This is a genomic window from Pedobacter sp. Leaf250, from assembly GCF_920984735.1.
GTDB lineage: Bacteria > Bacteroidota > Bacteroidia > Sphingobacteriales > Sphingobacteriaceae > Pedobacter.
In genome coordinates, this window is the sequence record NZ_CAKLBU010000004.1 from 135,464 (window position 1) to 155,074 (window position 19,611).

Below are 19,611 nucleotides of genomic sequence, written 5' to 3' on the forward strand. Positions count from 1 at the left end.
TCAATTTTTTATTCTACAGAATTGAAGCAGTATAAAATTACCGGGCTGGCACAGGGAACAGATTACAACATCATGTATTATGCAACGGATAGTGTGGCCACTAAAGGCGGAATCGATAGTCTGCTAAACGAGATTGATCTCTCCATGTCTCTATATAAAAGTAGTTCATTGATTAACAAATTCAATTCATCAGCCAAAGGAATACAAGTTGATTCGCTATTAAATGATGTTTTAAAGAGAAGTTTTGAAATAAACCGCGATACGAGGGGCATTTTTGACACCACGGTTGCGCCATTGGTGCAGGCTTGGGGTTTTGGACCGAAAGAAAATAGGAAAGATCCAACAGGTCAGGAAATTAGGTCAATTTTGAAATTTGTGGGTATGAAATACCTAAAACTGAATAGTGGAAAATTGATCAAAACCAAACCCGGCATCAGCATAGATTTGAACGGCATTGCACAGGGCTACAGTGTAGATTTGATTGCCACTTATTTATCAAAAAAAGGAATTAAAAGTTATGTTGCCGAATTAGGTGGAGAGATTAGAATAGCAGGACCAAAACCTGATGGCACAGCAATGAAAATCGGGATTGAAGGGCCTGATAAAAATGGAACACCCATAATTAGACACATTGCTATTTTAAATAGCGGCGCCATCACCACTTCAGGGAACTACAGAAAATTTCATCAGAGCGGTAAAAAGATGATTTCTCATTTAATTGATGCCAGAACAGGTTATCCTTTAAATAATGAAATGATAAGCATAACTGTTTATGCCAAGGATGCAATCACCGCAGATGGATACGACAATGCTTTAATGGCCATGCACTTAACTGATGCCTTAAAGTTTGTAGAGAATAGACAGGATTTGGAAGCTTATTTTGTATACCGTAAAAAAGATGGCGCTGTGGCTGATACTTTATCTCATGGATTTAAGAAATTTATTAAAAACTAAAAGTCTTTACATTTTAAAAACCAACAAATGAAAAGAAGTGAATTTATAAGAAATAGCCTGTTTACTGCAGGAGCAATTACCGCTGGAACTGGTTTTACGAATGCTTTTGCGGCCGAAAAGTTAGAAGCAACTTTGAGCGACAAAACCTTCAATATGGATTACGCTCCACATCAAGGCATGTTTGCCAACCATGCAGGCAAAAACTTTCTCGATCAGATTCAATTTATGTATGATAAAGGTTTTCGTTCTATAGAAGATAATGGCTATTTGAACCGACCGGTAGAAGAACAGGAAAAAATTGGTGCGTTACTGACTAAACTTGGTATGCGGATGGGCGTTTTCGTAATTGATGGTGGAGATAACTGGAAAACATCTTTAACCACCGGCAAAAAAGAGTTTAAAGATAAATTTGTAGAAACCTGCAAGAAATCGGTTGAAGCTGCAAAACGTTGCAATGCAAAATGGCTGACAGTTGTACCTGGCTTTTATGAACGCAATTTGCCTTATGGAAATCAATTTGCCAATGTGATTGATGCCATGCGAGCTGGTGCAGAAATATTGGAACCCCATGGTTTGATTATGGTGCTTGAAACCTTGAGTGATACTCCTGAATTGTTTCTCCAAAAAACCAACGAAACTTACGCAGTTTGCAAAGCAGTTCAAAGTCCATCTTGCAAAATATTGTACGATATTTACCACATGCAAAGAACAGAAGGCGATTTAATTAAAACTATCGACCGTTGTTGGGATGAAATTGCCTACATTCAAATTGGCGATAATCCAGGCAGAAAAGAACCTACAACTGGCGAAATCAATTATAAAAATTTATTTAAATATCTTCATCAAAAAGGATACAAAGGTGTAATGGGTATGGAACACGGTAACTCGAAAAGTGGTAAAGATGGTGAATTGGCCGTAATTGCTGCTTATCGGAAAGAAGATGATTTTTTATAGATATTGATTGTTCATCAGCATTTATATCATACGAACCGTATATAAATGTAAAAGGTCGGAATTTAAAAATCTCGACCTTTTATATTTCAAACAAATATTGAGTGTTATTCTGTTTTTAATACCCAAACTGATACGCTTCCAGCATTACAATGGAATTCTGCCCAGCCGCTTTCATCAATTACAACAGGCTGTTCCCGATATCCTAAGGCATCAATAAAAGTTTTGCCTGCAAAGTTTTGCCCAATTTCCATTTTCTTAAAGCCTTCTTCTCCAGTACTTAATAAAACTGCCACGCCACTATTTTCATGCTCATCATCTCCAGCCCTTGTCCAACCCACACAATTTCCATGGTCAAAATAATCTCTTTGCTCACCGTAGGATAGATTCGCACGTACTTTACTCATAATTTCCAGTTCAGGTAAAATGGCTAGATCGATATGCACATCTTCACCTTCTGGATCTTTATCATCATAAATTCCACCGTACAAATCAGGATAAAACAGACATGGAATCCCTTGTTCTCTCAGTAAAATAATCGCGTATGCTAATGATCGGAACCAAAACTCAACATAACTTTCCAATGCCTGCAAAGGCTGCGAATCATGATTATCAACAAAGGTTACAGCCAACTCTGGGGAAATTGTAATCAGTGTATTATCAAAAATGGTACGCATATCAAATCCATTTCCGTCTTGACTGGCCAGGAAAAAATTATGGTGAAGCAGTGAATCGAAAATTTGGGTTTTGCCCTCCATTAATCGCAGGTACTCTTCTTGCGACTCTGTATTTTCTACATTCCAATCTTCGGCAACAATAAAAAATTTCTTATCGAATTTTTGCTCCAAATGATCAATCCATTCTTTTATGAATTCCGGATTGATGTGTTTAACCGCATCAAGTCTAAACCCATTAATATTTGTGGTTTGAACTAACCATTCGCCCCAATATTTAAGTTCATCAACCACGGCCCTATTGCGATAATCGATATCGTTAAACATTAAATAATCATAGTTGCCTAACTCGGTAGATGGTACTTCTTCAAATCCTTCTCCAACATGATTTTGAATGGAATAAATCGCGGTTTCTTTTAAATCTTCAGCCCAGTCTACTCCGCTAAAACATTGGTGATCCCAGATAAATTTAGAGTATTTCCCTGCCCGGTTTGGAAATGTAAACTTCGTCCAGGCTTCAATATCAAAAACATCGCTAGTAAATTCGTTTCTATCATCTGGATTTACAGTACGCACTGGAATTTTTTCCAGCTCATCTCCACCGGCTTTATGATTAAAAACGATATCAGCAATGGCAGCAATGCCTTCGTTTTGCAATGATTGAATTGCATTGATGTATTCATCTTTTGAGCCGTATTTCGTATTAACGCTTCCTTTCTGATCAAACTCGCCTAAATCGAAGAGATCATAAATATCATATCCAATCGAATAGCCACCATTACTTCCCTTATATGCGGGAGGCAACCATACACCTGTTACGCCAATTTCTTTTAAGTGAGCAGCTTCTTGTGCCACTTTTACCCATAAATTTTGTTCTTCGTTATAGTACCAATGAAAATATTGGATTAAGGTTTCATTCTGCATTAATTTAATTTTAAGTTAAGATAACATGATTTGATATTAATTGTTTTCGTGGAAATGTAAGCTAAAAGTAAATCGATCAAGATTTAACTAACATGGTATTCCAAATCATTAATGCAACAAAAATATCGTATTCTCATTCTTCGGATGAATATATGCACCACCCAAATGTATACTATGAATATTTACTCAATCCTGCTGTCCAAATCACGATCAGCATTGCTATTTTAACTCACAATTTACTTACTTTTGCGCCATATTATGAGCTTAAAAAAGAAATTTGCCAGAGAGAGTTTTACCATTATGAATGAATTGGTATTACCAAATGATACCAATACTCTTAACAATTTAATGGGTGGCCGTTTATTACATTGGATGGATATAGCGGCTGCAATTTCAGCACAAAAGCATTGTAATCGCATTGTAGTAACCGCTTCCGTAGATAATGTTTCTTTTAAACACCCTATAAAATTAGGCGATGTAATTACCATCGAAGCAAAAGTTACCCGGGCATTTAATACCTCGGTAGAGGTGAGATTAGATGTTTGGGCAGAAAATATTCCAAGTGGCTCACGCCAAAAAAGCAATGAAGCTTACTATACCTTTGTAGCTTTGGATCAAAGTGCCAGAACTATCCCGGTACCAGAATTAATTGCAGAAACGCCAGAGGAAATTGAGCTTTACGATGGCGCATTAAGGCGTAGGCAATTGCGCCTCGTTTTAGGTGGTAAAATGCACCCAGATGATGCCAGCGAATTAAAGGCATTGTTTTTTAAAGCATAATTTTTACAAAAAACTTCTTGGCGCTTAACATGTTTGTTTTATTTTAGCAACTTATCATTCGCTCAAAATATGACGACATATACCATACTTATTATTTTAAGCGGATTGGTTATTTTTTCCTATCTGTTTGATTTAGTAGCAAGTAAAACCAAAATACCATCGGTTTTACTATTGCTTTTGCTGGGCATCGGACTCCGTTTTTTAGTAGAACGCTTAAATATTCACACCTTTAATTTCCTCTCTATATTACCAACTCTGGGTACTGTTGGATTAATTTTAATTGTTTTTGAAGGTTCGTTGGAACTCAAATATGATCGAAATAAAAATAAGATTATTAAGAGTGCGTTTTTCTCGGCACTCACGGTTTTACTTGGTACAGCGACCATCATCACCGTCATTATTTATCAAATTTCGCACAAGGATCTATATACCTGTATTGCAAACGCCATACCTTTTAGTGTAATTAGTTCGGCAATTGCTATTCCTTCTGCCGCAGCATTAGGCGCTAAGGATAAGGAATTTGTAGTTTACGAATCTTCATTTTCAGATATATTGGGGATTATCATTTTCAATTTTGCAATCACAAATCATTCGATTACCACATCAGCATTTATTGGGCTAGGCTTAAGTACATTTTTGATTATTCTGTTATCTGCAATTGCCTGCATCGTCTTGCTGTATATTATGGGCAGGTTAGTCCACCATATAAAATTCTTCTTAATTATTTCTATTTTGATATTGGTTTATGCCATCGGACAATCTTATCATTTATCATCTCTAGTATTAATTTTAAGTACGGGATTGTTTTTGAACAATGCCGATACCATTCAAAATATATGGTTTAGAAGTGTGTTTTTATACAAAAATCTTTCAGCAGATTTATCCCAACTTTATCAATTATCAGCAGAAAGTGCATTTATTCTGAGAACTTTTTTCTTCGTTATTTTTGGTTTTACCATGAATGTGAACGAGTTAAATAACCTTCCAATTATTGCCAATGGACTGTTTATTCTAGCCTCAATTTATGTTATCAGAGTAATTTTCCTAAAAATATTTAAAAAGGATTCCATTGCTCCGATTTTATACATCGCTCCACGAGGTTTGATTAGCATATTGCTTTACTTCAATTTGCCTGCATCGCTCAAAATTCCTGAAGTAGGTACTTCTTTCTTATTTTTGGTAGTATTGGGATCGAGTTTGGTAATGACTTTAGGAATAGCCCTAAGTAAAAGGAAGGTAGAAGAGATTCCTACGGTTTAAAATTGGCGGATAATGCCTTTATTTTTTTTAGTTCGGCCAATGTATTTGGATTTTGCTGATAATAAACAGAATAGTAATTTATGGTTTCCATTTGAGTAAAGTCAAATCCTTTACGAAATTTATAATTGGCGATACTAGGATTTATATTGTGTAGCGTTCCGGCCAATACATTTGCAACACCTTCCATGGCTGTACCAAATATAGCTCCACCAATTACACCAGCAAGTTCTTCATTAGGCGTTGGCTCTTCCCTGCCCCATTTGTCTACAGCCTTGCCGCGTTGATTGGAATATTTGTATTCATTAGGATCATTTTTGCCAATGTGTTTGAAAATGTAACTTTGCAACTCATAATTTGCTTTCGTAATCCTTAATTTTATAGATTTAATTTCTGAGGTTTTTACCTCCACATATTTTTCGTTAGCATAAAGCAGTACCGTTTGAGAATCAATTTTGAAAAACAAGCCTTTAAATTTTTCGGTGTTTGTTTTTACTATGGCTATGTAAGGCTTAACCCGTTCCGGATTTTTCGTGATTTGAGCTTTTACAAAAAAAGCATTAATGACCAGGGAAATCAATAAAATAAGCTTAATTCTCATAGTTTTTCGTTTTATAAAAATAAGCTACAATTATCATATTTTCAAAAAATTAACCGCCCATTTCTAAAATTTTATCAAATTCTTCAGCCTTGAGAGGCATTACTGATAAGCGCCCTTGGCGCACTAAAGATATATCGACCAAACTTGGTTCAGCCTTAATTTGCTCAAGTGTAACTGGTTTCTTTAAGGCTTCAACCGGCGATAAATCAACCACTACCCAGTTGGTATCATCAGTTGTTGGGTCTTGATAAAACTCTTTAACCACCTTCGCAATTCCCACCACGTTTTTACCTTCATTACTATGATAAAATAAGACCAGATCACCTTCTTTCATAGCTTTTAGATTATTTCTTGCCTGATAATTGCGAACGCCATCCCAGAATGTACGTCCATCTTCATTAAATTTTTCCCAACTGTATTTAAAAGGCTCTGATTTGACTAACCAATGATTCATTTGTTTTATGCGTTTAAAGTGATTTAAAGCTTGTTTTTCTGATCTATTATGGATTGGCGACAAATGGTAGCGACAAATCGCAACCTTATGAGATTACCAAAGCAGTCACAATTAATTCATGTCTGGGGAGAATTTGAATTCTACCTTAACACTCCAAAAGAATTAATTGGCAGTAACAAGCCTTTTATTTATTTCTACTATTTAAATGCCAAAACTAATAAAACTGAGAGAATTCGACGATACATTCCAAAACTAGATGGCAACTATAAAAAAATTATCTTATCAGCAAAATCAATAGTAAGTGAACTCATTGCCCTCTTAAAAAGTGGATGGAATCCTGTAACAAAAGGAGTAGATCTAAAACAGATTAATTACTCATCAAACTTAATAGAATGTCTTGACTATTGGATTATGAAACGTGAGGAAGCTTACACCAATAAGGCAATAGGCTATAGTGCATTAAAGAACAACAGAATCTTAGTGATGCATTACAAGTCATATATAGAATCGACACAAGGTGTAGTTTTAAAAATCCAAAACGTTAATAAAATTCATGTTAAAGAATTTTTGGATTTTAAGGCTAATGAAAGATCATGGGGAAAAGTAACATATAATACATATCTTATTGACCTAGGAACATTCTTCAATTACTTGACTGATATGCGGATTATAAAGGAGAACCCTTGCTCCAAAGTCCCAAGAAAGAATACTCGTAGAGATTCCAGTAGATTTAAAGTTTTTGAAAAAGATGAACTATTAGAAGTGTCAAGAATACTTCAGCATGATGATCATTTTTTCGGTTTAAAGTTAGCAACCCAATTCCTCTTTAAGTACAATATACGACCAATAGAATTAACACGGCTACAAATAAAAGATGTCAACTTTACCAAAAGTCTATTAATAATACCAAGTACAAAAACGAAAAATGGAAATGAAGCGATTTTTCAAATTGATAATGGCACTACCGCGTTAGTTAAACAAATGATATCGGATTATCCCCAGGAACACTATATTTTTGGTAGTAGAAACAAACCATCTGCAACCCAAGTCTGTAGTGAATTTTTCGGTCAGAACTGGCGTGCCTTTAGAAAGAAGTATAATTTATCAAGCCATTTAAAGCTTTATGCACTAAAACACACTTCAAACTACTATGATATTGAGAATGGAGCAAGTTATGAGGAGATTAGACAGAGGAATAGACATTCCAATCTTCAAGTGACAACACTTTATATCAGAGAGAGATTGTTTAAGAATATCATAAAAGCTTCAAATAATGATTTATTCTAATTCTTCTGAGAATATCCAAAACGTAAATAGCTCCCTTAATATAAGAGAATCAAACCAGATTCTGGATATTCTCAAAAGTTGGTCCCATAAATGGTGAAATTGATATTTCTTAAATATATTTAAAGCATCAAAACACATTGAAATGGACACTCTATACCCTGACTATAATAGATTACAAGACTATTACCCTTTGACGCAAGACCAAATAGCAAATTTTGGAGATAGAGGTGTAGAAATCACGTCAGAACATTATAACATTGAATATTATCAAGGGCTTGCAGATCGATTTGTAAAAATTGCGGAGGATAATGGAATTGGAGAACACTTTAATGAACTTATGTTTATCATGATAGTTTTTAATGATCGACTAGTTGAATTTATAGATGGAATGTGGGAAAATTATAATGATGAATTGAAATCTAAGGAATTAGCTGCATTCCTGTTGGCATACAAGACGGCTTTACCAAATCATGATTTCCAATTAACAGCCAAGCCTGTAACTGGGTCAGTAACGATTAAAAGTCAGTCAATGGCACATTGGATGTGTAGTCTTATTTATGATGCCATTGAACAGCGCAAAGCCCCTTTTGATGTTTTTGGGTACAAACTGAATTATGATATTTTTGGTGAGGATTTCAAAACAGATAAGCCCATTGATGTTGAAAGACTAAAAAAAGCAGCTAATTTAAAGCCAAAGAACCCTAAAACACTTTTAAAAGGTTTTTATTGCCAGTTTTACTACCATCTTAAGCCCTACCTTATTAAATACACCAACCTAACTTCAAGTACCGACGTTTTTATTACGGATGCACAAGCAAATTTCTTTTTCAATGTGTTGGAATTATTCAATTATGTTGATAGAGATAGTATTACCTCAGAGCCTAAGGACTACATTAACACAATGCTAAGGAACAACCTTAAGTAACTGAGGATAAAGGAAATAAAAATATTTTATTTCGACATTATATTAATGCCTGACTCCCTCAAATTTCCCAGCACCTTTGCTATGCATTCAAAAACAAAATGCATAAAGAAAGATGGTTATAAACACGATTTTAGCCCAGTACGAGGCAGCAAAAGTACCGGGAAGAACAGACCTAGATCCAAGAAAAGGATTTTACAGAATACTCTCAGTTTATGAGGGCACTTGCCACAGCAAACCTGCACAAATGGCAACAGCCAACTGGAAGGCCTTCGTTGATGATAATTATACAGAAACGATATTCCACGTCCAACTTGAAACATTTAGAATTGGCTGTAATACATTTGATTCTAACATAATCACTTTACGAGAAATTGAAGTTAAATATGCAGCTTGGTATCCAGACTTTGGTCATTTCTCCATAGGGTGGAAACTCATTCCCCTCATAAACCCTTCAATAGATTTCATCAACAAAATGGTCAAAAAAAATAAATTTAAGATCGAATTCAATGAGGAGGAATACGAATTAAATGTTTTAGCTGAAGCTCAAGAGGAGCAAAGGTTTTCAAATGATAGTCATGGTTCAAACGAATACTAATATACGAAGATGATGAATTTAGAAATTATAGAAAAAAATTTTGCTTCATTATACGAATCTAATAGAATAGCTGGACTTCCTTATAACTTTCCTAGAAAAGGATATTATATGATATATGCATTTGAAGATTATGTAGAGATATTGAATCGAGATATGGAAGTTAAATCATTGCCCAAAACGGGATTCGCTTTATGGAAACCGGAAAAAAACATGAGTTATTTTACTGATGAAGTAGAAATTGCGTTATGCCCATTAATTGAAAGTGGAAGCGCTATTACTGATTTTGTTTTTGAATCAAATGATATTCATTTGCTCGAGATCGAGATTAAAAGTATCAGGATTAGCAAAAGCACATCATTTTATGGATCAAACACTCAAGAAATAAAGTGGAGCTTCACAAAATGTGAGAGTAAATACCATCATGGAATCAATAAAATAAATTAATAGAGAATTAATAGAACAAATACTGACGAGGTTGATTAAATGTCTCGTCAGTTCATAAAAGATAAGAATATGTTACCAATAGATATACTAAAAATATACCAAGGCCAGTATCTAAGTGATACTGGAAATATTGAAAATACTACGATTTCATTCCGCAATGGAACGCCTAGTAATTATATCATATTTAAAAAATTATGTGGCCTTGGGGCTACCCACGGAGAATGCAAACTATATAATTGGCGTAATTCAATCATTATTGAGCCAAATACTCCTGTCTTGACAGGAAAGAAAAATGCTGTAGAAGAAGATGGCATAACAAAAAAGTACCCGAACATATTCGTAGTACACAAAGGTGTTAAGAAGGCGCACGTACTAGCATACTTGCGTAATAGTACCTTTCCAAAAAAAATTCTATGTACTCCTGAAGCATATGCTGATAAAGTTAAGCCTGCTATAATGGATTCAGCTTTTGATCTCTACAATGATTTTTTTATGCTTTATGATGAATGTGATCGAATTATTAAGGATGTAGACTACCGAGGTAAAATTTTGCTTCCAATGAACGACTTCTTTTTGTTTAAAGAAAAAGCAATAATTTCTGCAACACCAATAATTCCATCCGATCCGCGATTTGAAGAACATGGCTTCAGAATTCTTGACGTGCAACCCCAATTTGATTACAAAAAGAGCATTACCATTATCAACACTAATAGACTTGTTGACACTCTCCAAAAATTGATTGATGAAAATGGAGATGAGAAGGTATTCATTTTTTTAAACTCTCCAGAGTTAATCCACGATTTGATTATTTCAACTGGAATTGAGCGACATAGTAAAGTGTTCTGCGCTCCGAAAAGCGCAAGGATGATTAGAGATAGAGGGTTGGAAAATGTTAGCCATGATCTTGGTAATTTCTCAAAAATTAACTTCCTAACATCAAGATTTTTCAATGCTGTAGACATTGATTTAGATTATAAGCCTAATATTATAATGATATCAGACGTTTACAAAGCCAAATTTTCAAAGCTTGACCCTTATACAGATAGCACACAAATTGCCGGAAGATTCAGAAACGGAACCAATAAAATCATACATATTTCAAATTTCAACCCTCTTCTAACTTATAGGGAACCTGAAAATGCACTACAGTTTATTGCCGAACAATTTGAAGCATATCAACAGTTTGATTCGGTTGCCCACAGCCAAACAACAGAGGGTGGAACTGTTGCAGGTAACCAAGCTATGGAAGGCATGGATATAACAAAATTTGTTGGCGAAAATTCTCACCTAAATTTAACGATGGTCGATAATTACCTTCTAGATCAGAAAGTGAAAAGCTACTACCGAAGCGCAGAGCTTTTAAATGTTGGATATCTGGAGACGAGAAGCTTCGAAGTAGAAGTTGAGAATGATTTATACAATATCGGAGATGGAGAGCTAGACCATTTACGGTCAATAAATAATGCCATAACGTTAACGGGTGCGGTCGCAAAGCTATTCGAAGACCATAACCCCTTAAGATATGGAATTTTACACTCTTATATATTTGGGGATTGTAGAGATATACTACGACAAGAGTACCCTCAAGTAGCTGAATTTTACGATGCTTTAGGATTTCGTAAAATGCGAAGACTAAGTTTCGAAACTTCCAAATTAAAGAAAGCGTTAAAAGAATATCACCGAAAAAATGAACTTAACAATCCGATCCTTTTTAAAGAAGTTCATGATGCATTTTCTGTGCATCATATATTTGAAGAAAGCAATGTTAAAACTAAGCTTAAAGATATTTACACAGCTAATAACATCGGTAGAAAGGCATGTGCGTCACATCTTCGAGTCTTTTTCAGTGCCAAACGAAGTGGAGGTAGTGAAAATCAAAAAACGTGGAAAATACATTACAGGAAATTTCTCCAATAAATCCAAAAATATTGAAAATTCCTTATTTAAAGGGGCACTACAAAATTTTGGATGTTGCAAGTTGAGTTCTATTTCAACTTGCAACAAAACTGTGCCCTAATAAAAGTGAAGGAGAAAATTCTAAATAAAATTTTCCAAAAAATTTTTAAAAGTGTGTTTTTCACAAGCCCCCACTATAGAAAACAACCCCTCCCTTCTGATGGAAGTAAAACGAATTTGTGATTTACTTTTTACAAGGGAAAACTTCCAAATGAAATTCAGTGAGAATTAAACGAAAAGGTCAAGCTATACCGCTAGTGAAATCGTTAAATCGAAAAGCTACAAAAATTTAAGTCTCATATCTACTCTAATAACGGTATAGCCTGACTAATACCAAATATCTTTAGTTACTTCCTAATTCAATACACCACGACAATAAATCGTGGTTTTTTTATGCTCTTTTTTCTGGAATCCAAATCAATTCCTAGCATCACAATGCAATTCACTCATTATTTAAACATAAGATCAAGAAAATGAAAACAAAAACACGCACAGAAACTAAAACTAAATTGGTTTTAGTAAATGCTGATCTTCAGCAGAACAATGATTTAGTCGAACAAGCTTATACAGCAATTACCAATGTTGCATCTGATTTATTAAAGAAATTTGAGCTGGCTAAATACAGAACTCATGTTTCTGTTGAACATTGCAAAGATCCTCAAAACACAAACTTAGTTAGGGAATACATTTGCTTCTTTTGGAACATTACCTTGTCAAATAGCAAGGAAGGTAAGTCTTACATTTTTATTTCCATTGATGAAAGTGGAATAGAAAAATTTGGTAGCGGATTAACAAACTTATTATTGAGGAGTGCTTTTAAGATCACTGAATCTTTAGAAGGGCAACATAGTATTGAATATTCAATGAGAGTTAACTACATGCCAATGGACATTCACAATTTCTTTTACAGGAGAATAGTTGAAGGAGAAACTGATTTCGTTAGCTTATTTACTGTTGACCATTTAGCTACTTAAAAAAATTAAGGCACAGCAATGTGCTTTAATTTAATCTTGCTTATTATCTTTGATAAAAAAGAAACATATAGAAAAAGCAGAGTAAAAAATATTTAAGAATAAGCGTTAGCTAAAAGTTCTTGTCAGAAGAAACCTGAGAAATTTCAAAGTACAAACAAGAGCAGTTAGAACTAATGTCTTGCGCAATAAGCGTAGGGCATAGTCTATCTGTTTGTACGGGCTTCTCAGGGCCTCTTCGACAGATTCAAGGCTATTGTCCTGCGCTTTTTGCGTTTACGTCAGATTGATAAGGACTTGATTACGTTACGGTTAACCGTAAAATTTCATTGAAAAATAATAAGACCTTTGAGACAAGTCCTACCTCATTGTAAATTAATCACGATTTGGGGCAATCGGAAAATATCTAACAGATGAAAAAAATTCTATTAAGCATCCTAATAATGCTAACAAGTTATGCTTCTTACAGTCAAAAAGCTCTATTGGCATATTACCCATTATATCCGATTCATGAAATCTCTGAAGGATACGATAGTGATATGAATCTTGTCTATAATTTAAAGCTAGTAAATAGGGCAAAAAGTTCAATTACGGGAATTATCTTCCAACTTACTCCTACTTGGTTAAACGGAGACACTCAATTGATGACAAGTTTGAGAGCCGAAAAAACCGTTAGGTTAAAAAAGGCAATCAATATTAAATCAGGCCATTCAATGAATTATAGTATCCAACCACCATCCGCTAAATATTCTGTTGGAGTAGAATTGGTTACTTATTCTGATGGCACTTTTAAGCGATACTAAAATGGATATAATATTAAACGTAATTGGATTTTTTGCAATTGTTATAACATTTGGATATATCGCCAGAATAATTAATAAACGAAATTAATAGAGGAAAAATGTCAGACCAATCACTTACAATGGTTATTGTTATAATAATTATCATCGCTATTCCAGTGATCAATTATATAATCAAACGCAAATAACTTTCGATAAGCTATCCAAAATAAATGTTTGGATAGCATTATTTAACCTAACCAAACTTAAAATTGCTCGGTGCTAACGTAATAAAAACTCATTGTAACTAACTGGCAATTTCAACAATAACCCTACAATAAAATGAACAGCTCAATGAATTACACTTTTTTCGTAGGAGTAGCATTAATTATTATTCTAATCATTTATCAAAAATACAGGCCGAAAGATTTTAAACCTTCAAAGAAGACCTTCTTACATGATGACTTGATTGCATTGAACAAAATGTCACAAGAAGTAATTAACTATAACTGGAACGTTATAATCAAATCTATTAAGGGTTACAAATCAGTTTATGAGGAGAATGATCTTGGTAACGTTGGCTATCATATTTACCAAAACTACAGGGCAGAACTTATAGAAGGAAATATATCAGTTTACATTAAAGACAGGCTGGCAAACAGATATCTTAAAATAATAACTGATGGAAGTTCAGAATCTATGATAGGTGTTGATCACCCACATCATGGCCATATTGGCTATTTAAGTTTTGAAGTAATTGAATGGGTTGACGCATCCCAAATTACTTCCCACTTTCATTTAGTGGATTGAAAGATAAAGAGGTTTACGTTTTTCTAATCTTATCTAAGAGTATACATATACAATTCAATTAAATACAATCTTATTGCTAAGTCATTCTGATTTAAATGCACATTTTTTCCCTCAATAGTTCTTTCTTAATTATATTGCATAAAAATACACGCTCTCTATGAATTATTATTATTTAGTTGGATTAGAAAGAAGAGGCCCCCTCAGCTTAGAAGAAATCAAAAGAGAGAGTCTTTCCATAGATACATTAGTCTGGACTGAAGGTATGAGTCAATGGAAGGCAGTTGAAGATGTACCCGATTTACAAGCTTCACTTCCTCCCCCGATTCCAAATGAGTTGATACATGATTTGAATAGTAAGTTATCACAAATAAAAGCTCTTAAGATCTTTTGTTTATACTTTTTACCGTTTATTGTAGCATCTTTAGGTTTCTATTATAAATTAAGCATAGATAAACAATATTATAAGGATAATCTTAATGAACGGATAGCCAACCTAATGGATGGAAAAATGAAAGTTGCCTCTGCCACTTTTACAGAACCTAAAGTTGTCTCAACAAAAATTCTAATACCAAAGAAGAAATTAAGAATTAAACGAAATAAAGCAGGTCAATCATCATTAGACTTATTACAGCAATTTAGCTATAAAGAACTTAATCCAAAAGATGAGTATCGACTATCAAGTGGTGGCTTCTCAATTAAGGAATTAAGTAGGCAAGATGATGGCTATGAATTGAAAACTACATCTTCTGGGAATTTAGTTTTCAAACCAATAACTTCTCCATTTTTAAGCAAGCCAACAGCCGCTGGAGCATATCAACATGCATATGAATATCTGCTGGCAGAAACCAAGGATTCTTTCGACAGCTATAAATATGCTTATCTTCAAAATTTTGAACATTTAAGAAATTCTCTTTATTCACTTGTAAATCTGCCCAACTCATTGACCCTACGTTCTGGATCTTTTAGTAATAGCATGATTTATAATGCAACCTATGAAGTAAGCATAGACATAGAAAAAAAATTTTACAAAGTCCAAATAATTGAGGAAAAGTACAATGACTTAATTATTAAATATATAATAATTGCTTTGATCACCAGTCTATCAATTTCAACCACTATTCTTGTTATTAATCCTTCCAATATGTTTAGGTAGAACATTCCTTAACCAAACCTTTCCTCAAAGGGTGGCTTAAGCGAGGAAAGGCTCGGTCTAGTCATTGATTCTGTGGTTTGACTTCTGTACTGCATTTTTATAAGGGGCAGTGCTTTACTTTTTTGTTAGTGGTTCTTAGCAAAAGTCTGTGGAATAAGGTAGGAAGATCGGTATTCGGCAAGACTAAGCTCACGAAAAACGAACACGCCATCATTTCATTCTGTCATGGTTTTTCTTTTAAGCAAGCGGTTGCCTCATGAATGCTTTCTCTATCTTTATCTAGGATTTTGCTTCGCTTCATCCTGGATAAATCTAATCGCATTCCACTTTTCAGCTCACCTGCGTAATCGAAAATGCTTCACAACTGTCATGATATTTAATTAAATATCTCGCCAGTCGCTTGTGTTAAAACATAGATCGAACCTCATTGCTCCGCAATTACCAGTTCTCACACATTTTCTCAATTCGCAGGCGGTGAGCAAAACCATATTACATCGCCAATTCTTAATTAAACCTCTATCTTTAGCTTATAACTGCCTCATATGTTAAAGTACATTATAGCTACAATTATTCTATCCCTACCATTCATATCAAAAACAATTTGTCATGCTCAAGAGCTTTTGCCGTTTCGCCAAGATTCTCTATGGGGATTTCGTGATCAGGCTGGAGAAACTAAAATAGTTCCTCAATATAAATATATAACAAAGTTCAGTGGCAAATATGCTATCGTTAGCAATGGTCGACTGCTTGGAGCAATTGATAAAGACAATACGTTAATTATTCCAATTCAACATGATTATTTAGCCAACTTGGGGACGGATGATTTCCTGTTTGGTGATAAATCAAAGTACTTCGGTGAGTATATAATGGGTGTAATTCATAAAGATAATACAGTAATTATTCCTAAAGCGTACAGCTACATCAGTAAAACAAATGGTTTGTATACAGTAACAAAGAATTTGGATAGCGTAATTAGTAAAAACTCCATGGACGATCTACGTTCAGTAAAGAAGCTATACGGTCTAATTGCTAATGATGGAAAGACTATAATACCTTGTAAATACGGTTATCTTCAATGGGTTAATGACAAACTTTTAATTTTAACGAAAGATGATAAATGGCAGCACCAAGCATTATTTAATAGAAAAGGCAAGCAACTTACAGGCTTCGAATATAAAGTCATTGGAGACTTCAAAGAACGTGTTGCTAAAGTTCGTATAGAAGATAAATATGGTTTCATTTACCCTAATGGAAATTTAGCAATTCCAGTTAAGTTCCAGTATTGCGAAGACTTTATTGGTGGATATGCAATAATACGTGAAGGTAATAATTGGGGCGCTATAGATAAGCGTGGCAATATCGTTATCAAACCAAATACAGACTACAAATCTGTGGTTCAGCACTTAAAAAATAAATATGGAAGAATGCAGGTGATTGAAGAACCTAAAGTTGACATATGATTAGATTTTAATAGTGTTCCCATTGCCTCGTGCTTATTAAATAAAACATAACATTGCATCGTCCCGCGGAATTTACTGCACCGACCGTCGCTTCATACGCATTTTCGGTACGCTTTTCAGCACTATCTAAATTACCATCTCTAAATAATCTCTAGTGAGTTTACACACTAAAAAATACTTAAAACTAAGTATTGTAAAATAAAGCAACAGTTAATATCTTGGAGATAAGTTTGCAGTAATTAGTTATAAAATATAGCTAGTATCTAAAGCGAATATTTAAGTTCACGTAACTCTAAAACCTATGTATCATCATGCTAAATTAACAACCATATATCTTATTTTTCTGGTTCTAATTTCATCTTGTTCCCCTAAAATTATAACTGGTGTGAATATGAAAGAATTTAGTCCACCTCTTGAGTCAAAAGACCAATTAGCCTATCAACGATTTGACAGCTACATCAAATCAGTCGACAGTGTAATACTATTTAGTAAGAACGTTGGGAATCAATACATTGGGATGAAGCCTGTAAATCTTCAAACTGAAATGTCAATTCTATTCAATCCAGATAAATTTGACTGTAATTGCGATGATAAGCTTAAATCAAAATTAAAAAAGCTTTCCCAAATCAATTCTAAAGAGTTGGGATTTATACCTCGGGAAGTTTCGAAAAACGTTTTAGCTCAAAATGTCTATTTGCTCGACCATAGTGCAGGAAGCGCTGTTTTAGCCAACGGCTTTACATTTACAGAGCCGACTAAACAGGAATCTATTCGTCTGATAGCTAGCGAGTCACCAACATTAAAAAACTTTGATGAAATAAATTACATTGAAAGAAATAAGGGAGTTTATCCCCATTTTCTGTATTCATTAGATTGTTCTGGTTATCTGTCAGCAGCACTAGCAGTTTCAGGAGGGGTTGGAGAAAACTCTATCAAGACATCTGCAACAGGCGCATCAACTGCAAATAATGCAATCGTGATTCTAAGTGGAGTTATGTATTCGCCACTATATCAGGCATTCAAAGGACAAGGAAAATATAGTATACAGGATGCTAAAAACCAAAAGGAGCGGCTACTAGTATTGGAATCAATAATCAACGAAATACCGAACTTATCAAGAAACGATGCTACGAAAATTAATTTAAATGTAAATTATGAAGTTGTTTTAGCCTCCAATTCTGGTAAATCTAGTTTAAACGGCCAAGCTACGTTTGGAGGGAATGGTGGAAGTGGATTTGGATTTGGAAGTTTTAGTACAAAGGGAGATGGAGGCGGCGGGTTTAATAAGAATATAGAGTTTTCGAGCTATTCTACATACGCATTAGGCATGAATGTCGGAGCAATACCTGAAAATATAACAATCTTAACCCTTAATGCCACCATTCAATCGATAAAAGATAAATTACCTAACTTAAACTAACTTGTGATAATTAATACACCCTCTAACTTAATTTATTGAGACAAAACTGCGGATTGTTGTAAATTGCCTCATAGATATAACAGTTTAATTTAAGGTAACATTTTTATACTTCACCGATCATTTGTTTTAAATATAGATCGAACCTCATTGCTGCGCAATTACCAGTTCTCACACATTTTCTCAGTTCGAAGGCGGTGAGCAAATCGAAATTATAATGCTAAATCACTTCTATTTAATGATAGAGTTTTAACTATATGTTACCAATAATTGATAACCCTATGATCAATGTGAATATAGCCATTACTTAATCTAACTGTATCAGCAATGCTATTATTTTTATGATCGAGAGATCGAACAATGGAGCTATAACTAATTCTCGCTTTGGGATATGAGTCTTCCTCGGATATTATTCTTCCAAATTTATCGAATTTACTAAGATACCTTCTTGTGGTATCTCCATTGCCAGCTTGCACTAAAGTTAAAATCAAATTACGAGACAGTCTTGTTTTAGTTATAACGCTTGTTTTAGTATTATTTGGATCAAATGATGTTATCACTTCCTTGTTTCTATTAGGATAGTGATGAAAAGACTTATAAAATAATTTACCCTGTTTAAATGAAATTTCTTGCTTTAGCTTACCATTATTATAATAGCTAAACTCCTTGACGTCATTTGCTTTACTCTCACGCCACCATCTTGATTCATTAACAATGTTTCCCTCGGAATTATATCTCTTATTGGTTATTCCTATCAAAGAATCTTTATTAACGAAGAAACTTATTTTAACCATCCTATCTTGTTCGTTATATTGATACTCTCGAATTGAGATACTTTTGCCTACTGAAGTTGATTTAATTAAATTTCCTCTAATATCAAATTCCTCAACAGATTTACTTGGCGATTCTTCGATCTTTTCAGTCCCATAATAACTTGTAATAATAATCTTTTTAGGTTTGCCTAGATAAACCTCTTTTCCAGGAATGAGTTCAACAGGCTTGCAAGAGATTAATAAAAGTATCAAGGAAAATAAGGATAAGAAGTACTTCATAGAGGTTAATTTTCTCTAAATATACGTAATGATCATTAAACTTGTCATTTGGATATGTACAAGTTAATAAAGCAGTTGCAAGTTTTAAGTGCTTATTGTTAGTTATTCGTCTTACAGTTGCAATTGCCCTCATAAAGATAGACTTAGAGTTCCTATTGTTTTAAAAG

19 protein-coding genes are annotated in these 19,611 nt (G+C 34.1%); 15 read left to right on the forward strand and 4 right to left on the reverse strand.

What is annotated here, in order from left to right; translation table 11 throughout:
* Window positions 1-21: 21 nt before the first annotated feature.
* Window positions 22-954 carry an FAD:protein FMN transferase gene (locus LUA91_RS05045; protein ID WP_231424937.1) on the forward strand — a complete coding sequence of 311 codons (933 nt, stop codon included), beginning with the start codon at window positions 22-24 and terminating at the stop codon, window positions 952-954.
* 27 nt (window positions 955-981) lie between these two features.
* Entirely contained in the window at window positions 982-1,908 is a 927-nt protein-coding gene (locus LUA91_RS05050) for a hydroxypyruvate isomerase family protein (RefSeq protein ID WP_231424938.1), read from the forward strand.
* 104 nt (window positions 1,909-2,012) lie between these two features.
* Here the strand turns inward: LUA91_RS05050 and LUA91_RS05055 are convergent, their stop codons facing one another.
* Window positions 2,013-3,503, reverse strand: coding sequence for an alpha-amylase (locus tag LUA91_RS05055; protein WP_231424939.1), 1,491 nt, complete (start codon window positions 3,501-3,503; stop codon window positions 2,013-2,015).
* Between the two features lie 258 nt (window positions 3,504-3,761).
* Between LUA91_RS05055 and LUA91_RS05060 the strand changes: the two genes are divergently transcribed.
* Both LUA91_RS05060 and LUA91_RS05065 read left to right on the forward strand, forming a co-directional pair.
* Window positions 3,762-4,283, forward strand: coding sequence for an acyl-CoA thioesterase (locus LUA91_RS05060; RefSeq protein WP_231424940.1), 522 nt, complete (start codon window positions 3,762-3,764; stop codon window positions 4,281-4,283).
* Window positions 4,284-4,352: 69 nt separating this feature from the next.
* Entirely contained in the window at window positions 4,353-5,543 is a 1,191-nt protein-coding gene (locus LUA91_RS05065) for a cation:proton antiporter (RefSeq protein ID WP_231424941.1), read from the forward strand.
* Here LUA91_RS05065 and LUA91_RS05070 read toward each other — a convergent pair.
* Window positions 5,533-6,141, reverse strand: a complete 609-nt coding sequence (locus tag LUA91_RS05070) for a hypothetical protein (RefSeq protein WP_231424942.1) — start codon at window positions 6,139-6,141, stop codon at window positions 5,533-5,535. The two genes, LUA91_RS05065 and LUA91_RS05070, sit on opposite strands and share 11 nt — an antisense overlap.
* Before the next feature lie 49 nt (window positions 6,142-6,190).
* A complete protein-coding gene (locus LUA91_RS05075) occupies window positions 6,191-6,595 on the reverse strand; it encodes an EVE domain-containing protein (RefSeq protein WP_231424943.1) in 405 nt (134 codons plus the stop codon).
* A gap of 87 nt (window positions 6,596-6,682) precedes the next feature.
* Here LUA91_RS05075 and LUA91_RS05080 point away from each other — a divergent pair, with 87 nt between their 5' ends.
* From LUA91_RS05080 to LUA91_RS05130, 11 genes are all read left to right on the forward strand, one after another.
* Window positions 6,683-7,882, forward strand: a complete 1,200-nt coding sequence (locus tag LUA91_RS05080; RefSeq protein WP_231424944.1) for a site-specific integrase — start codon at window positions 6,683-6,685, stop codon at window positions 7,880-7,882.
* Window positions 7,883-8,024: 142 nt separating this feature from the next.
* Window positions 8,025-8,807, forward strand: a complete 783-nt coding sequence (locus LUA91_RS05085) for a hypothetical protein (protein ID WP_231424945.1) — start codon at window positions 8,025-8,027, stop codon at window positions 8,805-8,807.
* Window positions 8,808-8,919: 112 nt separating this feature from the next.
* Window positions 8,920-9,402 (forward strand): hypothetical protein, encoded by a 483-nt coding sequence (locus LUA91_RS05090; protein WP_231424946.1) that lies wholly within the window; start codon window positions 8,920-8,922, stop codon window positions 9,400-9,402.
* Window positions 9,403-9,411: 9 nt separating this feature from the next.
* Window positions 9,412-9,846: a hypothetical protein gene (locus tag LUA91_RS05095; RefSeq protein ID WP_231424947.1), complete on the forward strand. Its 435-nt coding sequence runs from the start codon at window positions 9,412-9,414 to the stop codon at window positions 9,844-9,846.
* Window positions 9,847-9,915: 69 nt separating this feature from the next.
* A complete protein-coding gene (locus tag LUA91_RS05100) occupies window positions 9,916-11,763 on the forward strand; it encodes a hypothetical protein (RefSeq protein ID WP_231424948.1) in 1,848 nt (615 codons plus the stop codon).
* A 512-nt stretch (window positions 11,764-12,275) separates the two neighbouring features.
* Window positions 12,276-12,776 carry a hypothetical protein gene (locus LUA91_RS05105; protein WP_231424949.1) on the forward strand — a complete coding sequence of 167 codons (501 nt, stop codon included), beginning with the start codon at window positions 12,276-12,278 and terminating at the stop codon, window positions 12,774-12,776.
* Between the two features lie 440 nt (window positions 12,777-13,216).
* The gene (locus tag LUA91_RS05110; RefSeq protein ID WP_231424950.1) at window positions 13,217-13,576 is read left to right on the forward strand and encodes a hypothetical protein; all 360 of its coding nucleotides are present in this window, start codon (window positions 13,217-13,219) and stop codon (window positions 13,574-13,576) included.
* A 330-nt stretch (window positions 13,577-13,906) separates the two neighbouring features.
* The gene (locus tag LUA91_RS05115; protein WP_231424951.1) at window positions 13,907-14,362 is read left to right on the forward strand and encodes a hypothetical protein; all 456 of its coding nucleotides are present in this window, start codon (window positions 13,907-13,909) and stop codon (window positions 14,360-14,362) included.
* Between the two features lie 157 nt (window positions 14,363-14,519).
* Window positions 14,520-15,515 carry a DUF4339 domain-containing protein gene (locus tag LUA91_RS05120; RefSeq protein ID WP_231424952.1) on the forward strand — a complete coding sequence of 332 codons (996 nt, stop codon included), beginning with the start codon at window positions 14,520-14,522 and terminating at the stop codon, window positions 15,513-15,515.
* 542 nt (window positions 15,516-16,057) lie between these two features.
* Window positions 16,058-16,975 carry a WG repeat-containing protein gene (locus tag LUA91_RS05125; protein WP_231424953.1) on the forward strand — a complete coding sequence of 306 codons (918 nt, stop codon included), beginning with the start codon at window positions 16,058-16,060 and terminating at the stop codon, window positions 16,973-16,975.
* A gap of 391 nt (window positions 16,976-17,366) precedes the next feature.
* Window positions 17,367-18,395 carry a hypothetical protein gene (locus LUA91_RS05130; RefSeq protein WP_231424954.1) on the forward strand — a complete coding sequence of 343 codons (1,029 nt, stop codon included), beginning with the start codon at window positions 17,367-17,369 and terminating at the stop codon, window positions 18,393-18,395.
* Between the two features lie 257 nt (window positions 18,396-18,652).
* On the opposite strand, the gene LUA91_RS05135 is transcribed toward LUA91_RS05130, so the two are convergent.
* Window positions 18,653-19,444: a hypothetical protein gene (locus LUA91_RS05135; RefSeq protein ID WP_231424955.1), complete on the reverse strand. Its 792-nt coding sequence runs from the start codon at window positions 19,442-19,444 to the stop codon at window positions 18,653-18,655.
* Window positions 19,445-19,611 lie beyond the last annotated feature (167 nt).